This window comes from Riemerella anatipestifer (genome assembly GCF_035666175.1).
Lineage (GTDB): Bacteria > Bacteroidota > Bacteroidia > Flavobacteriales > Weeksellaceae > Riemerella > Riemerella anatipestifer_D.
The window spans coordinates 2307579-2328267 of record NZ_CP142016.1; the positions used below are offsets into that span (position 1 = coordinate 2307579).

Below are 20689 nucleotides of genomic sequence, written 5' to 3' on the forward strand. Positions count from 1 at the left end.
TATGAGATTAAAAACGATAGAGAAACTCTGTTGTCCTTTTGATAAACAAGAGTTAGAATTAACGATAGTAAAGCAAGAGACTGAAGAAAGTGTAGAGGAAGGATATTTGCTTTGTAATAATTGTAGAAGGGTTTATCCTATAGTTTCAGGTATTCCTATTATGAGTCCTGATGAATATAGGGAGTTTGAGTTAGAGAGACCTTTATTAAATCGTTGGCTAGATAATAAAGTAGATACTCAATTCCGCCTCATTGAAGGATAGATATAGTTATAACCAGTTTATGTTTTAAATTCCTATTTATTCTTTAATAAAGAATAAAAACTTGTGCTTTTGTCTGTATAAATCATTATTTTTGTGGCAATATTCACGGATAAAAAAGACTTATGAAATTCTTAGACAGATATCAAGACTTAGTAGCAGAAGCAATAGAAAAGCATCAATTTAAAAACGAACCAAAAGAACTCTATGAGCCTATGAATTATATCATTTCTCACGGAGGAAAACGCCTGAGGCCTATTATGGTACTAATGGGGTGCGAGCTTTTTGGAGGTAGTTTAGAAAAAGCGATGAAACCAGCTTTGGCTATAGAGTTTTTTCATAATTTCACGCTTATCCACGACGATATTATGGACGATGCGCCACTTAGAAGAAATAAACCTACAATACATACGCTACACGGCATCAATGTAGGTATTCTGTCGGGAGATGCATTGCTCATTAAAGCCTATCAGTTTTTTGAAGATTTAGAGCCAGAACTATTTAAAAAGTGTATCACTCTATTCTCCGAAACGGGAGCGGTGCTTTGCGAGGGGCAGCAGATGGACGTTAATTTTGAAACCAACTCTAGCGTTACCTACGAAGATTATATAAAAATGATAACCTATAAAACGGGGGTGCTTAGTGCAGCTTCGTTTAAGATAGGGGCTATGATAGCGGGAGCTACCGAACAGGAGGCAGAGGCGTTGTATCAATTTGGTAAACATATTGGGATTGCGTTCCAGATTATGGACGATTATTTAGATGTCTTCGGAAATCAGGAGCAGTTTGGAAAGAAACACGCAGGGGATATTTTTGAAAATAAAAAGACAGTACTTTACCTATTAGCAATGGAAAACGCGACTGAGGAAGAGCGAAAAGAGCTTAACTATTGGTACTCTAAAAAGACGGATAATATAGATAAAATCTACTGTGTAGAGAAGATTTTTAGAAGAACAAAAGTAGATGAAAAGGTGCTGAGATTGATACAAAAGCACAACCAAATCGGTCAAGATTGTTTAAAAACCATTAATCTACCAGAAGATAAAAAACAACCTTTTATAGAGTTGGCTAATTACCTTTTGAAAAGAGAATCTTAATTCTCCAAAATCTTAAAATATGATTGTACTAGGTAGTAATTCGGAAGTGGCACAAGCCTTTGTGGAGGAAGTGTTGTCTGAGGGGCAAAGATTTAGAAATCTTTATCTTTTCACTTCTAATAGAGAAAGTGCAGAGAAATTTGCAAAACATATAGAAGTAAAATATCTTCAGCATAGCCAAGTTATCATGTTGGATTTGATGCAACCTATTAATTTTAAAGCCTTAGAAGAAGTAGATTCGGAACTTTTATTCTGTGCTTCTGGTTACTTAGGTAAAGGCACCGAAGAGGGATTATTAAATCACAAAAATACAGAAGCTATTATTGATATTAACTACGCTAAACTTGTTCCGTTACTCAATTATTTTGCCGAAAAAATGGCATCTAAAAGAGCGGGAACTATGGTGGTTTTGTCTTCGGTAGCAGGAGATAGAGGCAGACAGAGTAATTTTATTTACGGGAGTGCTAAGGCGGGATTAACTGCTTATCTGAGTGGACTTAGAAATTATTTGTTCCACAGAAAAGTGCATGTAATGACGGTGAAACCAGGCTTTATGGCTACTAAAATGACGGAAGGTATGCCACTTAATCCCAAACTCACTGCAACACCTAAACAAGCAGCGGTTTCTATATATAAAGCCTACAAAGCCAAAAGGAATGTGGCGTATGTACTGCCTATATGGTGGGCTGTTATGTTGATTATAAAAAACATTCCTGAGTTTATATTTAAAAAATTGAAACTTTAAAATTAGCTCCTAAAGTACCTTTCTTCATTTATGAAAAAACTATATCTATTCGACTTTGATGGTACACTTACCACAGAGGACACTTTATTTCTATATCTTAAATTCTATAACAGCAGTAAATATAGAATACAATTTTTAAGGTACATTCCACTTTTTATTCTTTTGAAAATGAAACTTCTCAAAGCAGAGAAGGTCAAAGAGAGCTTTATTGCTTCTATACTTGCAGGAGAATCTAAAGAGCGAATAGAGAAGAAGTCTAAAGCCTTTTTTGAAGAATATTATCCAAAACTTTTCAGGACTAATGCTTTGGAATTTATAGAAAAAATAGATAAAGAGAAGACGGTAGCGTTCATTGTAACGGCATCGTTGGATATTTGGGTTCGCCCTTTTGCGGAGCATTTTGGTATGGGGCTTTTGGCTACGGAAGCCGAGTTTAAAGATGGGAAATTTTCAGGTAAGTTTAAAACCAAAAATTGCAACGGAGAAGAAAAAGTAAAAAGAATAAAACAGGCTACAGAAGGGCTTAAATATGATAAAAGTATAGCCTTTGGAGATACAGCAGGAGACCACGCAATGCTGAAATGGGCTAATGAAGGTTTGTTTCAATTTTTTCATTAAATTAGCCAAAAATATTGGTGATGAAAAATTTACTTTTAACCTTAGGTTTAGGCATCTTTACGATGTGTACTCCTCAAAAGCGGAAAGTTATGAAGCAAGAGATTAGTAATCAGCAAAAACAAGAGGAAAGATTGTTTTATTCGGAAGCTTCTGGAGGGGAAGAAAAGAGGGGCTTTAGACTTATAAACTCTCAAGAGGAACTTAATAGGGTTTTATCTACGAACCAATTTGTAGTTTTAAATCCAAATGAGGAGAAGAGTAAAGAGCCTAAATTAATTTTTCCTAAAAATCAACAAGTAATTCTTTATCATTTAGGAACTTTTAGAGCAGGTATGCATAAGCCTCAAGGTATTGATAGTGTTAAATTGGTAGGTGATACTTTGGAAGTTTATATGAAAAAAAATCAGTCTTCTTCGCCTTCAAAAACATCTATTAGAGAACCAGAAATGCAAGTGCAGGTCATTACCACACCGTGGATGGTTTTTTCAGTTTCTAAGAATTTAAAGTTTAATAATATCATACTGAAATAAAAAAATGAGTAAAATATATTTAGATAATGCGGCTACTACGCCACTTTTAGACGAAGTAATAGAGGAAATGGTAAACTCTATGAAATTTTGTTATGGTAACCCTTCTTCTACGCATAGTATAGGGCAAGAGGCTAAAACTAGGATAGAAGCTGTGAGACGCCAAATCGCTGATTATTTAAAGGTGCAACCTGGCGAAATTATCTTTACTTCGTGCGGTACAGAGTCTAATAATATGATTATTAAATCTTGTGTGGAGCATTTGGGTGTGGAGCGAATTATTACTTCTCCTATAGAGCACAAATGCGTGGCGGAGACTTGTTTGGATATGAAGAAACGCAAGGGCGTGGAGTTGGTATATCTTCGTCCTAATGCACAGGGTGATATAGATTTGGTAAAACTAGAGCAAGAATTAAAGAAATCGGATAAAAAAACTTTGGTTACTCTAATGCACGCCAATAATGAGATAGGTAATATTTTAGATATCAAAAAGGTATCTGCACTATGTAAAGAAAATGGAGCTTTATTCCATTCGGATACGGTGCAAACGGTAGCTCATTTAGATTTAGATTTTCAAGAAGTGCCTTTGGATTTTGCCTCTTGTAGTGCTCATAAATTCCACGGACCTAAAGGAGCGGGGTTTGCTTTTGTTAGGAAAGCTTCAGGGCTTCAGTCGCTTATAACAGGAGGGCCTCAGGAGAGAAGTCTTCGTGCAGGCACAGAAAATGTGAGTGGCATTGTAGGACTTGGCAAGGCTTTAGAAATTGCAATGAGCAACCTAGAAAATTATACTTCTCATATTAAAGACATAAAGAATTACGCAATAGAGCAATTATCTGGAAATATTTCAGGAGTTAAATTTAACGGAAGAAGCGCTGAGCAGGATAGTAGCCTTTATACGGTATTGAGTGTTCTACTGCCATTTAAAAATCCGTTATTGAGCTTGCAGTTGGATATGAAAGGTATTGCTGTTTCTCAAGGAAGTGCGTGTAGTTCTGGGGCTAGTAAGCCTTCTATGGTAATGATGATGGTAGTAGATGAAGAAGATATGGAGCATACCACACCTCTAAGAGTATCTTTTAGCCATCTTACGACTAAGGCTGATATAGATGCATTGGTAAAGGCTCTTAAAGAAATACAGCAAGAATTATAGAAATAAACGATATTAACTATCGATATATAAATACTAAAATAAAAGAATAAAGTAATATATTTGCAGACTAAAAATGTAAAATTATGGCATTAGAAATTACAGACAGCAATTTTAAAGAAGTAGTAATAAACTCAGACAAGCCTGTATTAGTAGACTTTTGGGCAGTATGGTGTGGGCCATGCAGAATGCTAGGACCTATCGTAGAAGAATTAGCAAATGATTTTGAAGGCAAAGCAGTTGTAGGTAAAGTAGATGTAGATAACAACCAGCAGGTAGCTATGGAGTACGGTATTAGAAATATACCTACAGTTCTTATCTTCAAGAATGGAGAAGTGGTAGATAAGTTAGTAGGCGTGTCTCCTAAGGAGGTTATTGCAGAAAAATTATCAGCACATTTATAAAAAAAAATAAATTGATTTATAAGCACTTTCTAAAATGAAGGTGCTTTTTTTTATATAAAATTTTGTTTGTATTGAAAAAAGTTATACTTTTGCAACCACATTATTCAGATAAGCGTTCTGATACATAATTAAGAATAATGTTCTTATAAAAAGATCCGGTAGTTCAGCTGGTTAGAATACCTGCCTGTCACGCAGGTGGTCGCGGGTTCGAGCCCCGTCCGGATCGCTTTTTTATAACTTTTTTCTGATCCGGTAGTTCAGCTGGTTAGAATACCTGCCTGTCACGCAGGTGGTCGCGGGTTCGAGCCCCGTCCGGATCGCAGTATTTATGGTTAGAACCTCTAGTGTCAACTGGAGGTTTTTTTGTTTTTAGACTTTTCTTGCTGTTAAAAATCATCTTAGATACTTTTCATTTTTAGCTAAATAATCTTAACTTTATAGAGTAAAATAAAAGTAAGATTATTATATGATACCAAAGACTGATTTAGAGAAAATGAAAACCAAAGAGGATCTGATGAAATACCTCTACAAGAATCAAGATGAAGATTCTAAATATGCTGCTCTTATAGAAAAGATAGAGTATGAAGATGAGTTAAAATTGTTACAAACTGAACTTGTAAATCTTCAGAACTGGATTAAAAATACGGGTAAAAAAGTTGCTATTATTTTTGAAGGTAGAGATGCGTCTGGTAAAGGGGGGACTATTAAGCGTTTTGCGGAACATCTTAACCCTCGTGCTATGCGTATTGTAGCTCTTAATAAACCTACAGATGTAGAGCGAGGACAATGGTATTTTCGTAGATATATTAAAGAACTTCCTAATTCTGGTGAGATTGTTTTCTTTGATAGAAGTTGGTATAATAGAGCGGTAGTGGAGCCTGTGATGGGGTTCTGTACGCCAGAGCAATATGAGGAATATATGGTTCAGGTGCCAGAGTTTGAGCATATGCTTTACGAATCGGGGACGCATATTATTAAATTTTGGTTTTCTGTAAGTAAAGATGAACAGTTATTCCGTTTTAATAGTAGGCTTCAAAATCCACTGAAAAAATGGAAATATAGCCCCGTAGATGAAAAAGGACAGGAACTATGGGACGAGTTCACAAAATACAAAAATCAGATGTTTTCTAGAACTCATAATGCCTTTTCGCCTTGGGTGGTGGTGAAGTCTGATAATAAAAAGAGAGCGAGGCTAGAGGCGATAAGGTATGTGCTTAGTCAGTTTAATTACGAAGGGAAAGGAGAGAGTGAGGTTTCTCTTAACCCAGACCCTAGTGTGGTACAGAGGTACTTTAGAATGATTAAGCAAATAGATTTTTAATTATAAATAAACATCAATATGGAACTTACAGATACACAATATAAAAAACTAGATACTAAAAAGGGTCTTTACGCTCTATTGCAGTCAGATACGCTTAATCCAGACAAAGCATTGCGTACGATAAAGTACGAGAAAAGATTGGCTAAATTACAAGAAGAGCTTATCAAAATGCAAAATTGGGTAGTAGAAAATAAACAGAGAGTAATCATTATTTTTGAAGGTAGAGATGCCGCTGGTAAAGGAGGGGCGATAAGAAGAATTACTGAGCATCTTAACCCTAGAGAGCATCGTGTGGTTGCTCTTCCAAAGCCTAATGAGGTAGAGCAAGGTCAATGGTATTTTCAGCGATACATCAGTCAGTTGCCAAAAGCAGGGGAAATTGTATTTTTTGATAGAAGTTGGTACAACCGTGCAGTAGTAGAGCCTGTTAATGGTTTTTGTACAAAAGAAGAGTATGATATTTTTATGTCGCAAGTCAATGAGTTTGAAAAAATGCTAGTAAACTCGGGTACTTATTTGCTCAAGTTGTATTTCTCCATTTCAAAAGAAGAACAAGCAAAGAGATTTGCTGATATTATAGAAAATCCACTTAAAAAATGGAAGTATAGTCCTGTAGATGCTAAGGCTTTAGATTTATGGGATGTTTATACGGAATATAAGGAAAAAATGTTTGAGGTTTCGGATACAGAAATTGCACCGTGGAAGGTACTAAAAGCCAATAAAAAATCTAAGGCAAGAGTAGAAGCATTAGAGTATATATTGGATAAAATTCCGTACGAACCGAAGAACTCAGAGGTGATAACTCACGAAGAGTTAGAAGATTAAGATAGTTTACAAAAGGTGGCTTATTAGTCGCCTTTTTTGTTTTAGGTTTGCGGAATATCTAGGTTGGTGGTTCATATAAAAATTAGTACATTTGTCAGGGTAAAAACAAAAATAAATTTGAATTATAATGAGTCAATTTGATGTTACTGTTATCGGTTCTGGACCTGGAGGTTATGTGGCAGCTATTCGTTGTGCACAATTAGGTTTTAAAACAGCTATTATAGAGAAATATCCTACTTTGGGAGGAACATGTCTTAATGTAGGATGTATTCCGTCTAAGGCACTTTTGGATAGTTCGGAGCATTTTGAAAATGCGAAGCATAACTTTGCAAACCACGGGATTGTTATCAACGAGCCTAAAGCAGATTTGGCTAGAATGATAGAGCGAAAAAACGAAGTGGTAGACCAAACTACTAAAGGGATTAATTTCCTAATGGACAAAAACAAGATTACAGTTTTTGAAGGAGTGGGAAGTTTTGAAACGGCAACTAAAATCAAAGTAACAAAAAATGATGGCTCTACAGAGTCTATTGAGTCTAAATATACCATTATAGCTACAGGTTCTAAGCCTTCTTCTTTACCTTTTATCAGTTTAGATAAAGAAAGAATCATAACCTCTACGGAAGCTCTTAATTTGAAAGAAATACCTAAACATCTTGTCGTAATTGGTGGTGGTGTTATAGGGCTAGAGCTTGGTTCTGTTTACAAAAGACTTGGTTCTGAGGTAACAGTGGTAGAGTATTTAGATAAAATTATCCCAGGAATGGACGGTTCTTTATCTAAAGAATTGCAAAAAGTTCTTAAAAAACAAGGAATGAAATTTATGCTTTCTACAGCGGTTTCTGCGGTGGAAAGAAAAGGCGATACAGTAGTAGTAATGGCTAAAGATAAGAAGGGAGAAGAAGTAAGTGTAGAGGGAGATTATTGCTTAGTATCAGTGGGAAGAAGACCTTATACGGATGGTTTAGGCTTAGAGAACGCAGGTGTGGATTTAGACGAAAGAGGAAGAGTAAAAGTAAACGACCATCTTCAGACTAATGTGTCTAACATCTATGCGATTGGTGATGTGGTTAAGGGAGCTATGTTGGCCCACAAGGCGGAAGAAGAAGGTGTTTTTGTAGCAGAAACTTTGGCAGGGCAAAAACCTCATATCAACTACAATCTAATACCAGGAGTGGTTTACACTTGGCCAGAAGTAGCTGGAGTAGGGAAGACAGAAGAGCAGCTTAAAGAAGAAGGCGTTTCTTATAAGGTAGGAAGTTTCCCAATGAGAGCCTTGGGTAGAAGCCGTGCGAGTGGAGATATTGATGGACTAATTAAGGTATTGGCTGATGAAAAAACAGACGAAATTTTAGGAGTTCATATGATAGGAGCTCGTGCTGCGGATATGATTGCAGAAGCTGTAGTAGCTATGGAATTCCGTGCGAGTGCAGAAGATATTTCAAGAATTTCTCACGCTCACCCAACATTTACAGAGGCTATTAAAGAAGCGGCTTTAGATGCTACAGGAAAAAGAGCATTGCATATGTAATTGATTTATAGATAAATTAATATAAAAATCGCTGTTAGAGAAATTTCTCTAACAGCGATTTTTTATAGGTATTTATTCAATAATTATTGAATTTGAAAGAATTGAGAATACCTGAACTATAAATTGCTCCATTTGGATTATAAATAGTTCTAGGAGCTGTATTCTTTCAATATAAATATAATTTAGCTAGGTATTATTCTTTATAAACAATATACTTCTGACGAATTTTTTCAAACTCTTGTAAGTCTTTTTGCCAAGATTTTTTGATTTCCGTTTCGCTTTTTCCTTGTATAATTTGAAGCCTTAGTTGGTCAGTCCCTGCTAAAGTATCAAACCAAAGATTTTTGATGAAAAACGGTTTATTAGGATTTTTATAGTTTTTGTAAGCCGTAATTATCCATTCTAGGTTAAGTTCTCTCAAATCTTTAGAGTATTTAGAGAGGTTTTCTCCATAGCATAATTGTCCGTTAAAAGGCGGATTTTTAGCTCCAAAATTAGGCTTTGGAGTGAATTTATAACTTAATTTTTTAGTCCATGGTGAGCCATAAATTTGGAAAGGATAGTCAGTGCCGCGTCCTACCGAAACCTCAGCTCCTTCAAAAAAACATAGGGAAGGATATAGGTTGATAGACTTATCATTTGGTAAGTTAGGAGAAGGGCGTCTAAGTATAGGATAGCGTTGTTTTTTATGGTAATTTTTCATTGGGATTAAGGTATACTTAGTTTTTATTTTATTTTTAAGCCAACCTTCGCCGTTTACCATATTACCGTACTCGCCAATGGTTAATCCATAAACTATAGGGACTGGGTGCATACCCACAAAACTTGTCCATTTTTCCTTTAATATAGGTCCATCTGTGTAGCCGTCGTGAGGGTTAGGTCTATCTAGTACAATCACTTCTACATTATGCTCTGCGGCAGCTTCCATCACATAGGCAAGGGTTGAAATATAGGTGTAAAATCTTACCCCAACATCTTGAATATCAAAAAGAATAATGTCTAAATCTTTGACTTGCTCTACGGTTGGTTTTTTGTTTTTACCATAAAGAGAAATAATGGGAATACCTGTTTTGGTATCTACGCCATTTTTTACATATTCCCCTGCGTCGGCTTCGCCTCTAAAACCGTGTTCTGGAGCGAAAACTCTTCTAATATCTATAGTATTTTCTCTTAGGAAATCCACAATGCTGAGTGTATCTAGGGTAGTAGGATTATGTTTTTGTGGTTTTAGTACCAGCCCTGTTTGGTTGGTTACCACGCCTACTTTTTTATTTTTTAATAGAGGAAGATAAAGCTCTGGTTGGTCGGCTCCTGTTTTAAAATCAGGACAAATGTTACCATTTTGAGCATAGTTTCTACCAGATAACCCTAAATAAATTAGGCAAATCAATAGTAAATTTTTAATTTTGAGGCTTAAATACATAGGTTTTGAAATTTCCATTATATTTTTCTAAAAAAATAGCATTCTCCAAAGATAACAAAAATAATCTTTCTAAGGTGATTGTGTTTATTGGTAGGCTGTCTGTTGCGTTGGGGGTCATTGTTTCTTTAATTACGGTAGCCACAGGTTTGGGAGCTAAAAAAGCCATCAAAAATAAGATGGGAGATTTTTCGGGGCATATTTCTGTGAAATCTACTAGGTCTAATTCGTCTTACAACTCTTCAGTTCTAGACTTAAAAGAAATCAATATAAATCAAATTAAGACCTTACAAGAAGTAGAAGGTATGCAGTCTTATGCGTCTGTAAGTGGTATTCTTAGGACAGAAGAAAATTTCTCTGGGATTTTATTAAAAGGTGTTGGGAAAGATTTTGATACCAAAAGATTTGAAAAATTTTTGGTGGAAGGTAGCGTTCCGAACTTTACAGAAAAGGGATATAATAATGAGGTTATATTACCAGAAAAAATAGCCAATGATTTAAGGCTTAAACTAAACGATGAAATCGTGGCTATTTTCTCTAAAGAAGACCAAAAGCCAATCTACCGAAAATTCAAAGTAAAAGGGATTTACAAAACGGATATCAAAATGATAGACGACCTATTTATCATAGGAGATATCAACCATGTGAGGAGGATACAAAATATGGATAAAACTGCCATAGGAGGTATAGATATTTTCCTTAAAGATATGGGAGAAATAGATGAGGTTTTTCCAAAGATTGAAGAGAGAATAGGATATAAAAACTATGCTGAAAAGATAACAGATAAGTATCCAGAAATTGTAAATTGGATTAACATTTTTGATACCAATATAGCTTTAATTATCACAATTATGTTGGTGGTTGTAGTCATCAATATTGTAATGGTGTTGCTTATTTTAATTATAGAACGCACCAATTCCATAGGGGTATTGAAAACTTTGGGAGCAAATAATGCTCAAATACGAGCTATTTTCATCAATTATACTTTACTTATTATGGTTCCTGGTTTGTTGGTTGGGAATTTTATAGGATTGGGACTACTACTTTTACAAAAATGGACGGGCATTGTTCAACTCAATCCTGATAACTATTACATCAGTACCGTGCCTATAGATTTGAATCCTATTTACATTGTGGCAATTTCTTTAGGGATTTTGTTGGTGTCTGCGGTGTCACTTATTTTTCCTAGTTATTTAATTAGTAAAATATCACCAGTTAAAGCGATTAAATACAATTAAGGTACATCAGTGATTTTTCTGTACTTTTGTGGAAACAATACATTAGAATGCAATCTTATTTAGAATTCAAATTTACCATTACGCCACCTCAGCCTTGGAGCGAAATTTTAATGGCGGAACTTATACATATTGGCTTTGATAGCTTTACAGAGGAAACTAACGGTATTTTAGCCTACATTCCAAAGAACGATTTAAACGAAGACGCGATAAAATCACTCTATATTTTTGAGCAAAAAGGTGTGGAGATAGATTATACCTATACAGAAATGCCTAATATTAATTGGAACGAAGAATGGGAAAAAAACTTTTCGCCCATAAACGTAGAAGATAAAGTTTACATTAGAGCAGAGTTTCACGAGCCTCAACCGCTGGATTATGAAATTATCATACAGCCTAAAATGTCTTTTGGTACGGGGCATCATGCCACTACTTACCTGATGATTCAGCAAATGTTGGAAATGGATTTTAAAGGTAAAAAAAATCTTGGATATGGGCTGTGGGACTTCAGTATTGGCAATCTTCGCTAAACTGAAAGAAGCAGGAGATACTTTAGCCATAGATATAGACCCTTGGTCGGTAGAAAATTCCAAAGAAAACGCAGACCGAAACCAAGTCAGTTTAAGGATAGAAGAAGGCACTGCCGAGAATTTAGGACAGGAAAAATTTGACATTATATTGGCAAACATCAATAGAAATATTCTTATTTCTGATATTCCAACTTATGTTTCGGTGTTAGAAAAAGGCGGTAAGTTGTTATTATCAGGCTTATGCTTTTTTGATGTAGAAGACATTATGGAAGTTTGTATGGCACAGAACCTTACACTCAACAAAAAAGTGCAAAGAGAAGAGTGGGTAAGTCTGCTTTTAGAAAAAAACTAAACGCTATATTTGTAACTCAAAATTAAGTCTATAATGGCTAAAAAAGATAAAAAATCAGCAGTTAGCGTGGGTGTTTTAGGTAGCGGAAGTTTTGCTACAGCCATAGTAAAAATGCTTCAAGAGAACTCAAAAATGGTGCATTGGTGCGTTCGTAATGAGTTTGTAAAAGGAGCCATAGAACTTAGAAAACACAATCCTACTTACTTGCAATCGGTGATGTTTAACACGCGTTATCTTAATATTACTACCGATGTTAATCAGCTTGTATCCGCTTGTGATGTTATTATTTTGGCGACGCCGTCTATCTATTTGTCGGACAGTTTAGAGAAAATGACTTGCGATTATTCCAACAAGTTGTTTGTATCTGCTATAAAAGGGATTGTCCCTAAACATAACGATGTGGTAGCACATTACCTTAGAGACCAATTTCAGATAGGGTTTAGAAATCAGGCCGTAATTGCAGGACCTTGCCACGCGGAGGAAGTTGCTATGGAACGCCTCTCGTACCTTACCGTCGCTACCGTAGAAGAAGAAAATGCTCAAAAACTGAAAGATTTATTTTCTTCTAGTTATATTAAGGTAAGTACCAGCAGCGATATACTAGGCAACGAGTATAGTGCAATACTAAAGAATATTTACGCCATTGGGGCAGGTATGGCAAGCGGTTTGGGCTACGGCGACAATTTCCAAGCGGTGTATGTATCCAACGCCATTCGTGAGATGGAAATCTTCCTAGAAGCCATTTACGAAGCCCCAAGAGATGTTAACGAAAGTGCCTATCTAGGGGATTTACTGGTAACGGCGTACTCGCTGTTTTCCAGAAACAGGTCTTTGGGAAATTTGGTGGGCAAAGGTTACACGGTAAAATCGGCGATACAATCTATGAATATGGTGGCAGAAGGCTACTATGCTGCGGCATCTATCTATAATACTGCCAAAGAAAAGGGGCTTAAACTACCTATCATCAGCACGGTATATAATGTTCTCTACGAAGGCAAAAATGTAGAAAAACAGTTCAAAAAGCTCACTGCCAAACTAAACTAATAGGGCGTAACCCCTTTCCATCAGCCGAAAATCCCACTGCTAGGGGGCGGGCTTTCGGCTTTATCTTTACCTTTTGTCCCTAACGAGGGCTTTGGCAGTCAAAAGATAAAGGATATCGCCTCTATCCCTTACGCACAGCAGAGTGTTTAGAAGTTACAAAATATCATATTGAAAAACAGAAATAGATGTTTCAACCAGCGAGAATAGAAGATACAGATATTATTTGGGAGATGCTTCAGCAGGGTATTAGGAGAAGAAAGGAAGACGGCAGTAACCAATGGCAAGATGGTTACCCTAATAGAAGTGTGGTAGAAAAAGACATTCGTGATGGGGTGGGCTATGTTTGGGTTCAAGATGATGAGGTCTTGGGCTATGCCGCTCTAATGCTCAATAACGAACCAGCCTATGATAATATAGAAGGCGAATGGTTATCCAACGGAGATTATATAGTGGTGCATCGTGTAGTGGTACACGACCAATGCTTAGGAAAAGGGATTTCTAAGCAGATGTTCCTGTGGATAGAAGGTTGGGCGAAACAACAAAATATTTACAGTATAAAAGTAGATACCAATTACGATAACCAACCAATGCTCCACATTTTACAGCATTTAGGTTATCAGTATTGTGGAGAGGTTTACTTTAGAGGTAGCCCTAGAAAAGCCTTTGAAAAAGTTCTAAAATAAAAAGGGCTTTTGCTGATTAACCTATTTATTGAGGAATCTAAAAGAAAATGATTATCCTAAATGTTATACATTAGCAATTGCAAAAATATTATATTCTATATAGTGATTTAATGGTAAGAGTCTATATATTGTTTTCTTTATTCTGTTTTCAAGTTTTAATATCTCAGCTTAGAGTGGACTACCGTGTGTTTCACCGTATAGATTCTCTTACAACGCAAGAAGCTGTAGTTCCCTATGATGTTAGGTTATTTATTGATGGTAATGAGACATTATATGTTTCAGAGGCAAGGATTCAGTCAGATTCTTTAAGATTGAAACTTAGAGCTAATATGGATTTTGGGGTGCTTTCTGTTCCTAGAAAAAAAGGATTTCAAAGTGAATATATTACAGGAGATTTAAAAAATAACATTATAACACAACATACTCGAATAAATGATGAAGGTTTCAAATTTGAATGGAAAGTAGATACCAAATGGATGTTAGATACACAAACAAAAAAAATAGGAGAATATACTGCTAAAAAAGCTATGGGTAAACTTTCAGGAAGAAATTATACCGTTTGGTACACTACAGAAATACCTATTCCTGCGGGACCGTTTAAATTTTTTGGCTTACCTGGTTTAGTCTTAGAAGCAGAAGATGATATGGGAGATGTACGTTTTGAATTGATTTCTATAAAAAAATCGGATAGGATGAATGTAAAAGAGTGTATAATAGAGAATGCTAACGAAAAGACAGTTAAAACTTACTCTGAGTATTTGAAGGTATTTAAAAATGCGATGCATGCAAGACCTGCACAAGTTCTCTATGACTTTGCAGACCAAGAAAGTAAAAAAAGACTTGAAGAAAACTATCAAGCGAAGGTTAGAATATATAATAATTTTATAGAGAGATGATTGAGAACCAAAGCTCCATATTTTACAGCATTTAGGTTATCAGTATTGTGGAGAGGTTTACTTTAGGGGAAGCCCTAGGAAAACCTTTGAGAAAGTTTTAAAATAAAAAAAGGTGGCTTATTGCCACCTTTTTTATGAGTCAGTAAAGGTTTAGAGGTTATCTAAAACTTCCTTTAGGTCAGAGTAGCCACCACCATTATAGACATTAGTAAGCCCAAGAGATTTAAAATATTCTACGGCTCTGCCACTTCTGTTGCCACTTCTACAAAACAAGATTACATTGCCGTCTAGGCTGGTAACTTCCTCTTTTCGGTCTTCTAATTCTCCTAGTGGAATGTTTTTAGCGGCTTCTATGTTTCCGTCCATTTCTAGCTCCATCGGCTCTCTTACATCTATAAGGTGGTAATTTCCTGATTTTAATACTTCTTCAATCATGATATTGTTAAATTATAAGGTTTAGAAGCGTAAAGATAGAAGAGATTAGCACAATACCCAAATTTTAGGCATTAAATTTATACTTTTGCACCTGTGAACAAAAAAGCCCACTATACCCAGCTGATAAAAAATAAAGCCAAAGCTTTTGGCTTTCAGTCTTGTGGTATTTCGCAGGCTGCATTTTTGGAGGAGGAATCGCCTCGGCTAGAAGTGTGGCTAAAAAAGGGCTATCACGGTAAGATGTCTTATATGGAAAACCATTTTGACAAGCGTTTAGACCCAAGGCTACTGGTGGAAGGCTCTCGCTCCGTTATTTCGTTGTCGTATAATTACTTTCCGCAAGAGGAATTGCCCACCATAGATAACTTTAAAATATCAAAGTATGCGTATGGTAGAGATTACCACGAGGTTATTAAAGATATTTTGAGGGATATGGTTGCAGAGCTTCAGGAAGAGATAGGAGCTTTTGGCTTTAGAGTATTTGTGGACTCTGCACCTGTGCTGGAACGGGCGTGGGCAAAAAAATCTGGAATTGGCTGGGTGGGGAAGAATGCTAACCTAATTTCTAAGAAAAGCGGGTCTTTTTTCTTTCTAGCCGAAATTATTTGCGATTTGGAGCTAGAGCCAGACGCTCCTACAACCGACCATTGCGGACGCTGCACGCGTTGTATAGATGCCTGTCCTACCAATGCTATTGTTAATGAAAAAATTATAGACGGCAGCCGTTGCATTTCGTATGCTACCATAGAACTCAAGGAGGAAATTCCTGCAGCGTTTAGGTCTAATATGCAAGACTGGATGTTTGGGTGTGATATTTGCCAAGAGGTTTGCCCATGGAACCGTTTTTCTAAACCTCACAATCAGCCTTTGTTTAACCCTAATCCTGCCCTTAAAAACTTTACTAAAAGGGAATGGAGAGAGCTTACTCAAGATTTGTTTTCCGAAATATTTAGAAAATCGCCTGTTAAAAGGACTAAGTTTGCAGGACTACAACGGAATATTTCTTTTTTAGACCAAGAGCTATCAGACTAAATAATGAGTAGTAATAAAAACCCCATTGCATGTTGTAGTGCAATGGGGCGTGTTTTTAGAGTAAGGTATTATAACCTATTTTGCTAGTAGAGCTTCTAGCTTTTCTAATCTAGCTTTTAACTCCTTTACTTCTTTGTCCTTCTCTAAAAGGTGTAAATAGAGTTCTTCTATCTTCTCTACATTGGTCAGTTGAGTTGCCATAAGGTCTATATAACCTTGCTTTTTGATAGCTTCTGCAGATTGATACCCTGGCAAATGTCCATTAGTCTTTACAAAGTCTTCTACTTGACTAAGGGTTTTAAAGCTATAGTCTGCCTTGAGACTAGAAGTACCTGTATAATACTTTTGGAATACATAGTCTGGGAAAGTGGTGGCTCCGCTGTATCCCATAAACCCTTTAGCTGTAACCGCTCCGTCGTCTGCTATGGTAACTCGGTTATCATTAGTTCTAGCAGTAGTGCCATCAGAAGTGGTAGCCAATCTAGCTAAATTATTATTAGCATCATTAGTCCATAAGCCTAGAGCGGTTGTGGAAGTCCCTACTACCAGTTTACCATTTTCATCAGCCATCACACTTTTAAGCCCATTACCTGCTAATGCAGTAGATTTAATAGAGCCACCCACTACTAGTTTCTCATCAATATCAGGGTTTATCTTATAAGCGTAAGCACCACCTATCCCTACATTTCCGTTGTCCCTAATAATGAGTTTAGGTCCTGAGCTTGGAGCAGAATCATCTGTATTGTAAGACCACAAGTGCAACCCTTCTCTGTATGCGGATGCAGGGTCGGTTGGGGTAGCATCGTAGGCGTTAAACCACATCCATCTGTTGGCTTGTGTAGCTCCCGTTTTAGAGTTATTTTCAATATTGATTACAGAGCCTACTGCCCCTTCTCCTAATACTGTAAATGAGCGGGTGTAAGTATGCGATTGGTTAGTAATCCAAAAAGCATCAATATTGGTATCAGACTTAAATTTAACAATGTTTTGATGAACAGGAGTTCCTCTTACCAAAAGGCGTTCATCGGTAGCTTTATTACCTATTCCAAGACCTGCATCAGGAGAGAGGAACATGGCAAAATAGGGCTTAGAGTCTGTTGTTCGTCTAACTCCCCAAGCTAATTCAGATGAAAACGAATTCAAATCATTATATTCTAATACTGATGATCTGAAAAATGAAGCATTTCTATCTCCTGAAAAAGTACCCATAGGGTCTCCTACTCTAAAGTATATTTGTCCTAACACATCATCTTTCTGTATAGCAGTAGGGGCATCTATTGTCCCTCTCAATCTTTCTAAAACTAATGCAGTAGGGGAAATCGAGTTATTATATCTTTTCATTCCTATTCCATAAGCCGATAGTGAAAAACCAAGCTCATTCAATTTATCTGTAGATTGGAAAGAAGCAGTTATCCCATTTCTTTTCTCTCCCTCTGAGTCTAAGAATGGGAGTATAACCTCTCTTCTAAGAATACTTCCGTCCATAAACTTATTCTCCTTCCAAATTTCGTTATAGGTTCCTGCGGTACTCTTTACCCACTCTGTGCCATTATAATAGTAGTAGCCTTTTTCTGTGATTTTGGCTACTTTGGTATCTGTACCTGTATAGTCCGAAATTTTACTGTCGGCTTCATCTGTGGCATACACTAATGTCCCTTCTACAGGGCTAGCAATAGCAGCAATACGCGTTTTAGAAAGTTTTGGAGCGATGAACCCCTCGTTAGTCGTACCAGCTAAGTTAGTTGAGGTAGGTTGTACCTCTAGTGTAGCTGCAGGTTTACCAGTGTTAATACCTACCTTACCACTTTGCCCATAAGCTACTAGCCCTAGTCCTAGAAAGGCTAACACACTTAATTTTGTAGCTGTTGTTTTCATAAAATTTAATTTTAAAGTTGTTAATAATTTATTTTCTCGTAACCGTTTTTTACTTGATTTCCTTTGGGCTTAAAACCGCAGGCGTCTCGTTTAAATTTTCACGCCTGTGGTTGCCCAACCGCACGCCTGCGGATTTTTTTTTCACGCGTGCGGTTTTATTACCCTCTGCTAGAGCTTTTCGTAGCTTAGCGTTGCCAGCATTTTTTTCAGGTCAGAACCTGGGGTGAAGACTACCTTGGCATTTTTAATAGCTGCTGAGGTTACTTCCTCTTCCTTAGCTTTACCCTCGCTACTGATGCTCACCCTCATACTACCGAGTTCTCCTAAACGGATAATTTGTCCGTCTGCTAGAGAAGACTGCATTACATCTACCAAAGCATAAAGCACCGCTCTGATGTCCGCTCCGCTTACTGTTGAAATTTTCTCGATGTCTTTAGTCAGACCTGCTAAAGTTTTTTCGCTGACTACATTGGCAGAGGCATAATATTTTTTCTCGCCTCCACCGGCAACTCCTGGTTGCCCTTTCTGAATCACTTTGTACTTAATTGGCATAAAGATTTAGTTTTTAGATGTTAGTTGTTAATGTTTGGTGGCTATTAGAGGTTGGAGGTTGGTCTTAAGGGCTGATGAGGCTATACTAAGTTCTAATCTCTCATATCTAACCTCTAACCTTAAAAAACGCCTTCCCTCTCTAAACACACACAAAACGAGAGGAAAGGCTAAAGCAGAAAGAAAGCAAAAACTCCCTTTCTGAACACTAAAAGCACCCAACAAGAACGACCATGTTATTAGACAAAACAATGGTGCTTTTAGTAGATATTGATGAAAGCTAAAATTAGAATAGTATAAACACGAAAAGCCACCAACGAAGATTGGCAGAACGGTATTTTGGTTTAACGATAAAAGTCTAAATAATCGGACACATACCCACGAAACTACTTTGTGTGTGTGTTTACACAATTATTTGGAACTACCAAATTTTTGTGTAGTTTTTTTGCATTTTCTTGTATGTAATTGATATGGTGCAGCATAAATATGAAGCAAACTTATAACCTTTTGTTAAAGTACACAAGTTTTTAGAGAGAAAATATTTTGATGAATAAAATAAAAAGTTATCTTCGTGGCTTACTTATTCTGATAAAAAATGAAAAAGATATTAGTTTTTCTACTGAAAGCATTAGGTGCTGTGGTAGGGTTTGTGGTGGTGTATGTCTTGTTAGGTCTGCTATTACCGCTGATACCTGTTGCGGAGGAGCGTGTGAGCGAGGCGAAGACTATTCCTGTTTACATCTATACCAATGGCGTCCATACCGATTTGGTAATGCCTACCCAGACGCCACTCATCAATTGGAGCGAGGTGGTGCCTTACAAAAATACGCGTTCGCAAAACGAAAACTTACCCTATCTAGCAGTAGGCTGGGGAGATAAAGGCTTCTACCTAGATACGCCAGAATGGGCAGACTTAAAGTTTTCTACGGCGTTTAATGCGGCATTTGGGCTGGGCGAGTCGGCAATGCACTGTACTTACTACGCTAAAATGAAAGAAGGCGAAGACTGCAAGAAAATAATGCTTACAGAAACGCAATACGCTAACCTTGTTCGCTTTGTAAAGGAAAGTTTCGATACCGATGAAAGTGGCAAGACGATACTCATAAAAACCGATGCGGTGTATGGCTCTAACGATGCTTTCTACGAAGCTAAAGGAAGCTATAGTTTTATGCACACCTGCAACACTTGGGCAAATAATGGTCTAAAGGCGGCAGGGCAAAAAGCAGCGTTATGGACGCCTACAGATTTCGGTATTTTCAGGCACTACCGATAAACCTCTAAAGGGTTAAAAATAATTTCGGGTTAATGGGAGTACCGTTCTTGTGGACTTCGTAATGCAAGTGCGGTCCTGTGGAGCGTCCTGTATTTCCTGATTTGGCAATGGTTTCTCCTGCTTTTATCTTATCGTTAGCCTTTACCAAGACTTGCGAGAGGTGTCCGTAGAGAGTGGCTAGTCCGTTGCCGTGAGAGATAATCACGCATTTGCCGTAGCCACTTTTCTCTCCTGCAAAAAGTATGGTTCCTGCAGCGGCACTTTTGATGTCTTTGCCGATGCTTACTGCAATGTCTATCCCTTTATGAAATTGCATTTGTTCTGGCTCTTTTGGAGTGGAGTTTATTTTGGTAGTGACAGAGTCTATATTTGTTTTGGTAGAAGGTTTTAGAGAAGCCAAAACAGTTTTAGGAGGAATAGGATTTTTTCTCTTTCCAAAATTAGAGGATATATAGCCTTCTGTAGGAATGCCCAGTGGTACAGTCTGAAGTTTTTCTTGTAAATCTACCAAGTATTGGCTGTATCTGTTAGCCATTTTGGCGAGATAGACACTATTGTTAAGGCTGTCTTGAGCGAGGTTTTCTATGTTGGAATTAACTACCTGCTTAGAAACTAAGAAACGATGCAAATCTTTTACGGTACTGTGTATAAGTCCTAAATCTTGTTTTATTTTGGAGTAATCTACACTATCCTTTTGGGTATTGATTTTAACGAGGTTGACTTCGTATTGTTTGTCGTCCTTTTCAGAATAGAGTTTAATTATAAAAAGAGATTGCAGTAGTATTATCAAAAAAAGTCCTCCTAATATATATTTGTTATTGATGTTTTTCATTCCTAAAAAATTAAGGTTGCAAATTTAATACAGTTTAACGAGCTTTAGCTTTAATA

The 20689-nt window shown here is 36.8% G+C and carries 21 protein-coding genes, 2 tRNA genes and 2 pseudogenes; 20 read left to right on the top strand and 5 right to left on the bottom strand.

From position 1 onward, the window contains the following. The first annotated feature begins 1 nt into the window (after nt 1). The 12 genes from VIX88_RS11595 (at nt 2) to lpdA (ending at nt 8477) form a co-directional block, all read left to right on the top strand. Nucleotides 2-262 (top strand): Trm112 family protein, encoded by a 261-nt coding sequence (locus tag VIX88_RS11595; protein WP_013446816.1) that lies wholly within the window; start codon nt 2-4, stop codon nt 260-262. A 122-nt stretch (nt 263-384) separates the two neighbouring features. Next, a complete protein-coding gene (locus tag VIX88_RS11600; RefSeq protein ID WP_064969966.1) occupies nt 385-1356 on the top strand; it encodes a polyprenyl synthetase family protein in 972 nt (323 codons plus the stop codon). Nucleotides 1357-1375: 19 nt separating this feature from the next. Then, the gene (locus tag VIX88_RS11605; RefSeq protein WP_064969968.1) at nt 1376-2101 is read left to right on the top strand and encodes an SDR family NAD(P)-dependent oxidoreductase; all 726 of its coding nucleotides are present in this window, start codon (nt 1376-1378) and stop codon (nt 2099-2101) included. A 30-nt stretch (nt 2102-2131) separates the two neighbouring features. Further along, the gene (locus VIX88_RS11610) at nt 2132-2719 is read left to right on the top strand and encodes an HAD-IB family hydrolase (RefSeq protein WP_064969970.1); all 588 of its coding nucleotides are present in this window, start codon (nt 2132-2134) and stop codon (nt 2717-2719) included. 20 nt (nt 2720-2739) lie between these two features. After that, on the top strand, nt 2740-3249 hold the full coding sequence (locus VIX88_RS11615; protein ID WP_064969972.1) for a hypothetical protein: 510 nt from the start codon (nt 2740-2742) through the stop codon (nt 3247-3249). A gap of 4 nt (nt 3250-3253) precedes the next feature. Next, complete coding sequence (locus VIX88_RS11620) at nt 3254-4399, top strand: cysteine desulfurase family protein (protein WP_064969974.1); 1146 nt, start codon at nt 3254-3256, stop codon at nt 4397-4399. An 83-nt stretch (nt 4400-4482) separates the two neighbouring features. After that, a complete protein-coding gene (gene trxA / locus VIX88_RS11625) occupies nt 4483-4800 on the top strand; it encodes a thioredoxin (RefSeq protein ID WP_013446810.1) in 318 nt (105 codons plus the stop codon). A gap of 152 nt (nt 4801-4952) precedes the next feature. Further along, nucleotides 4953-5026 (top strand) — tRNA-Asp (locus VIX88_RS11630). A gap of 20 nt (nt 5027-5046) precedes the next feature. Continuing rightward, nucleotides 5047-5120: transfer RNA gene (locus VIX88_RS11635), tRNA-Asp, on the top strand. Nucleotides 5121-5266: 146 nt separating this feature from the next. After that, nucleotides 5267-6121, top strand: coding sequence for a polyphosphate kinase 2 (ppk2, locus tag VIX88_RS11640; protein WP_064969976.1), 855 nt, complete (start codon nt 5267-5269; stop codon nt 6119-6121). Nucleotides 6122-6139: 18 nt separating this feature from the next. Continuing rightward, nucleotides 6140-6946, top strand: coding sequence for a polyphosphate kinase 2 (gene ppk2, locus VIX88_RS11645; protein WP_015345470.1), 807 nt, complete (start codon nt 6140-6142; stop codon nt 6944-6946). Nucleotides 6947-7073: 127 nt separating this feature from the next. After that, nucleotides 7074-8477, top strand: coding sequence for a dihydrolipoyl dehydrogenase (gene lpdA, locus VIX88_RS11650; RefSeq protein WP_154212561.1), 1404 nt, complete (start codon nt 7074-7076; stop codon nt 8475-8477). A gap of 193 nt (nt 8478-8670) precedes the next feature. On the opposite strand, the gene VIX88_RS11655 is transcribed toward lpdA, so the two are convergent. Beyond that, nucleotides 8671-9900, bottom strand: coding sequence for an exo-beta-N-acetylmuramidase NamZ domain-containing protein (locus VIX88_RS11655; RefSeq protein WP_185116891.1), 1230 nt, complete (start codon nt 9898-9900; stop codon nt 8671-8673). Nucleotides 9901-9905: 5 nt separating this feature from the next. Between VIX88_RS11655 and VIX88_RS11660 the strand changes: the two genes are divergently transcribed. The 6 genes and pseudogenes from VIX88_RS11660 to VIX88_RS11685 form a co-directional block, all read left to right on the top strand. Beyond that, nucleotides 9906-11135, top strand: a complete 1230-nt coding sequence (locus VIX88_RS11660; protein WP_064969981.1) for an ABC transporter permease — start codon at nt 9906-9908, stop codon at nt 11133-11135. Between the two features lie 47 nt (nt 11136-11182). Continuing rightward, nucleotides 11183-12014, top strand: a pseudogene (gene prmA / locus VIX88_RS11665) (50S ribosomal protein L11 methyltransferase). Between the two features lie 33 nt (nt 12015-12047). Further along, entirely contained in the window at nt 12048-13058 is a 1011-nt protein-coding gene (locus tag VIX88_RS11670) for an NAD(P)H-dependent glycerol-3-phosphate dehydrogenase (RefSeq protein WP_064969985.1), read from the top strand. A gap of 185 nt (nt 13059-13243) precedes the next feature. After that, nucleotides 13244-13741: a GNAT family N-acetyltransferase gene (locus VIX88_RS11675; RefSeq protein WP_109475507.1), complete on the top strand. Its 498-nt coding sequence runs from the start codon at nt 13244-13246 to the stop codon at nt 13739-13741. Nucleotides 13742-13851: 110 nt separating this feature from the next. Beyond that, complete coding sequence (locus VIX88_RS11680; RefSeq protein ID WP_222535095.1) at nt 13852-14637, top strand: GLPGLI family protein; 786 nt, start codon at nt 13852-13854, stop codon at nt 14635-14637. Between the two features lie 4 nt (nt 14638-14641). Further along, a pseudogene (locus VIX88_RS11685) lies at nt 14642-14743 on the top strand (GNAT family N-acetyltransferase); the annotation flags it as partial. Nucleotides 14744-14787: 44 nt separating this feature from the next. Here the strand turns inward: VIX88_RS11685 and VIX88_RS11690 are convergent. Then, entirely contained in the window at nt 14788-15072 is a 285-nt protein-coding gene (locus VIX88_RS11690; RefSeq protein WP_064969991.1) for a rhodanese-like domain-containing protein, read from the bottom strand. Between the two features lie 93 nt (nt 15073-15165). Between VIX88_RS11690 and queG the strand changes: the two genes are divergently transcribed. Further along, nucleotides 15166-16104 carry a tRNA epoxyqueuosine(34) reductase QueG gene (gene queG / locus VIX88_RS11695; RefSeq protein WP_064969993.1) on the top strand — a complete coding sequence of 313 codons (939 nt, stop codon included), beginning with the start codon at nt 15166-15168 and terminating at the stop codon, nt 16102-16104. A 75-nt stretch (nt 16105-16179) separates the two neighbouring features. On the opposite strand, the gene VIX88_RS11700 is transcribed toward queG, so the two are convergent. Next, nucleotides 16180-17979 carry a hypothetical protein gene (locus VIX88_RS11700; protein WP_214193893.1) on the bottom strand — a complete coding sequence of 600 codons (1800 nt, stop codon included), beginning with the start codon at nt 17977-17979 and terminating at the stop codon, nt 16180-16182. Between the two features lie 168 nt (nt 17980-18147). After that, entirely contained in the window at nt 18148-18531 is a 384-nt protein-coding gene (locus VIX88_RS11705; RefSeq protein ID WP_064971328.1) for an HU family DNA-binding protein, read from the bottom strand. A 592-nt stretch (nt 18532-19123) separates the two neighbouring features. On the opposite strand from VIX88_RS11705, the gene VIX88_RS11710 reads away from it, so the two are divergent. Further along, nucleotides 19124-19801: a TIGR02117 family protein gene (locus tag VIX88_RS11710; RefSeq protein ID WP_064971023.1), complete on the top strand. Its 678-nt coding sequence runs from the start codon at nt 19124-19126 to the stop codon at nt 19799-19801. Nucleotides 19802-19805: 4 nt separating this feature from the next. On the opposite strand, the gene VIX88_RS11715 is transcribed toward VIX88_RS11710, so the two are convergent. Next, a complete protein-coding gene (locus VIX88_RS11715; protein WP_109475509.1) occupies nt 19806-20633 on the bottom strand; it encodes a M23 family metallopeptidase in 828 nt (275 codons plus the stop codon). Nucleotides 20634-20689 lie beyond the last annotated feature (56 nt).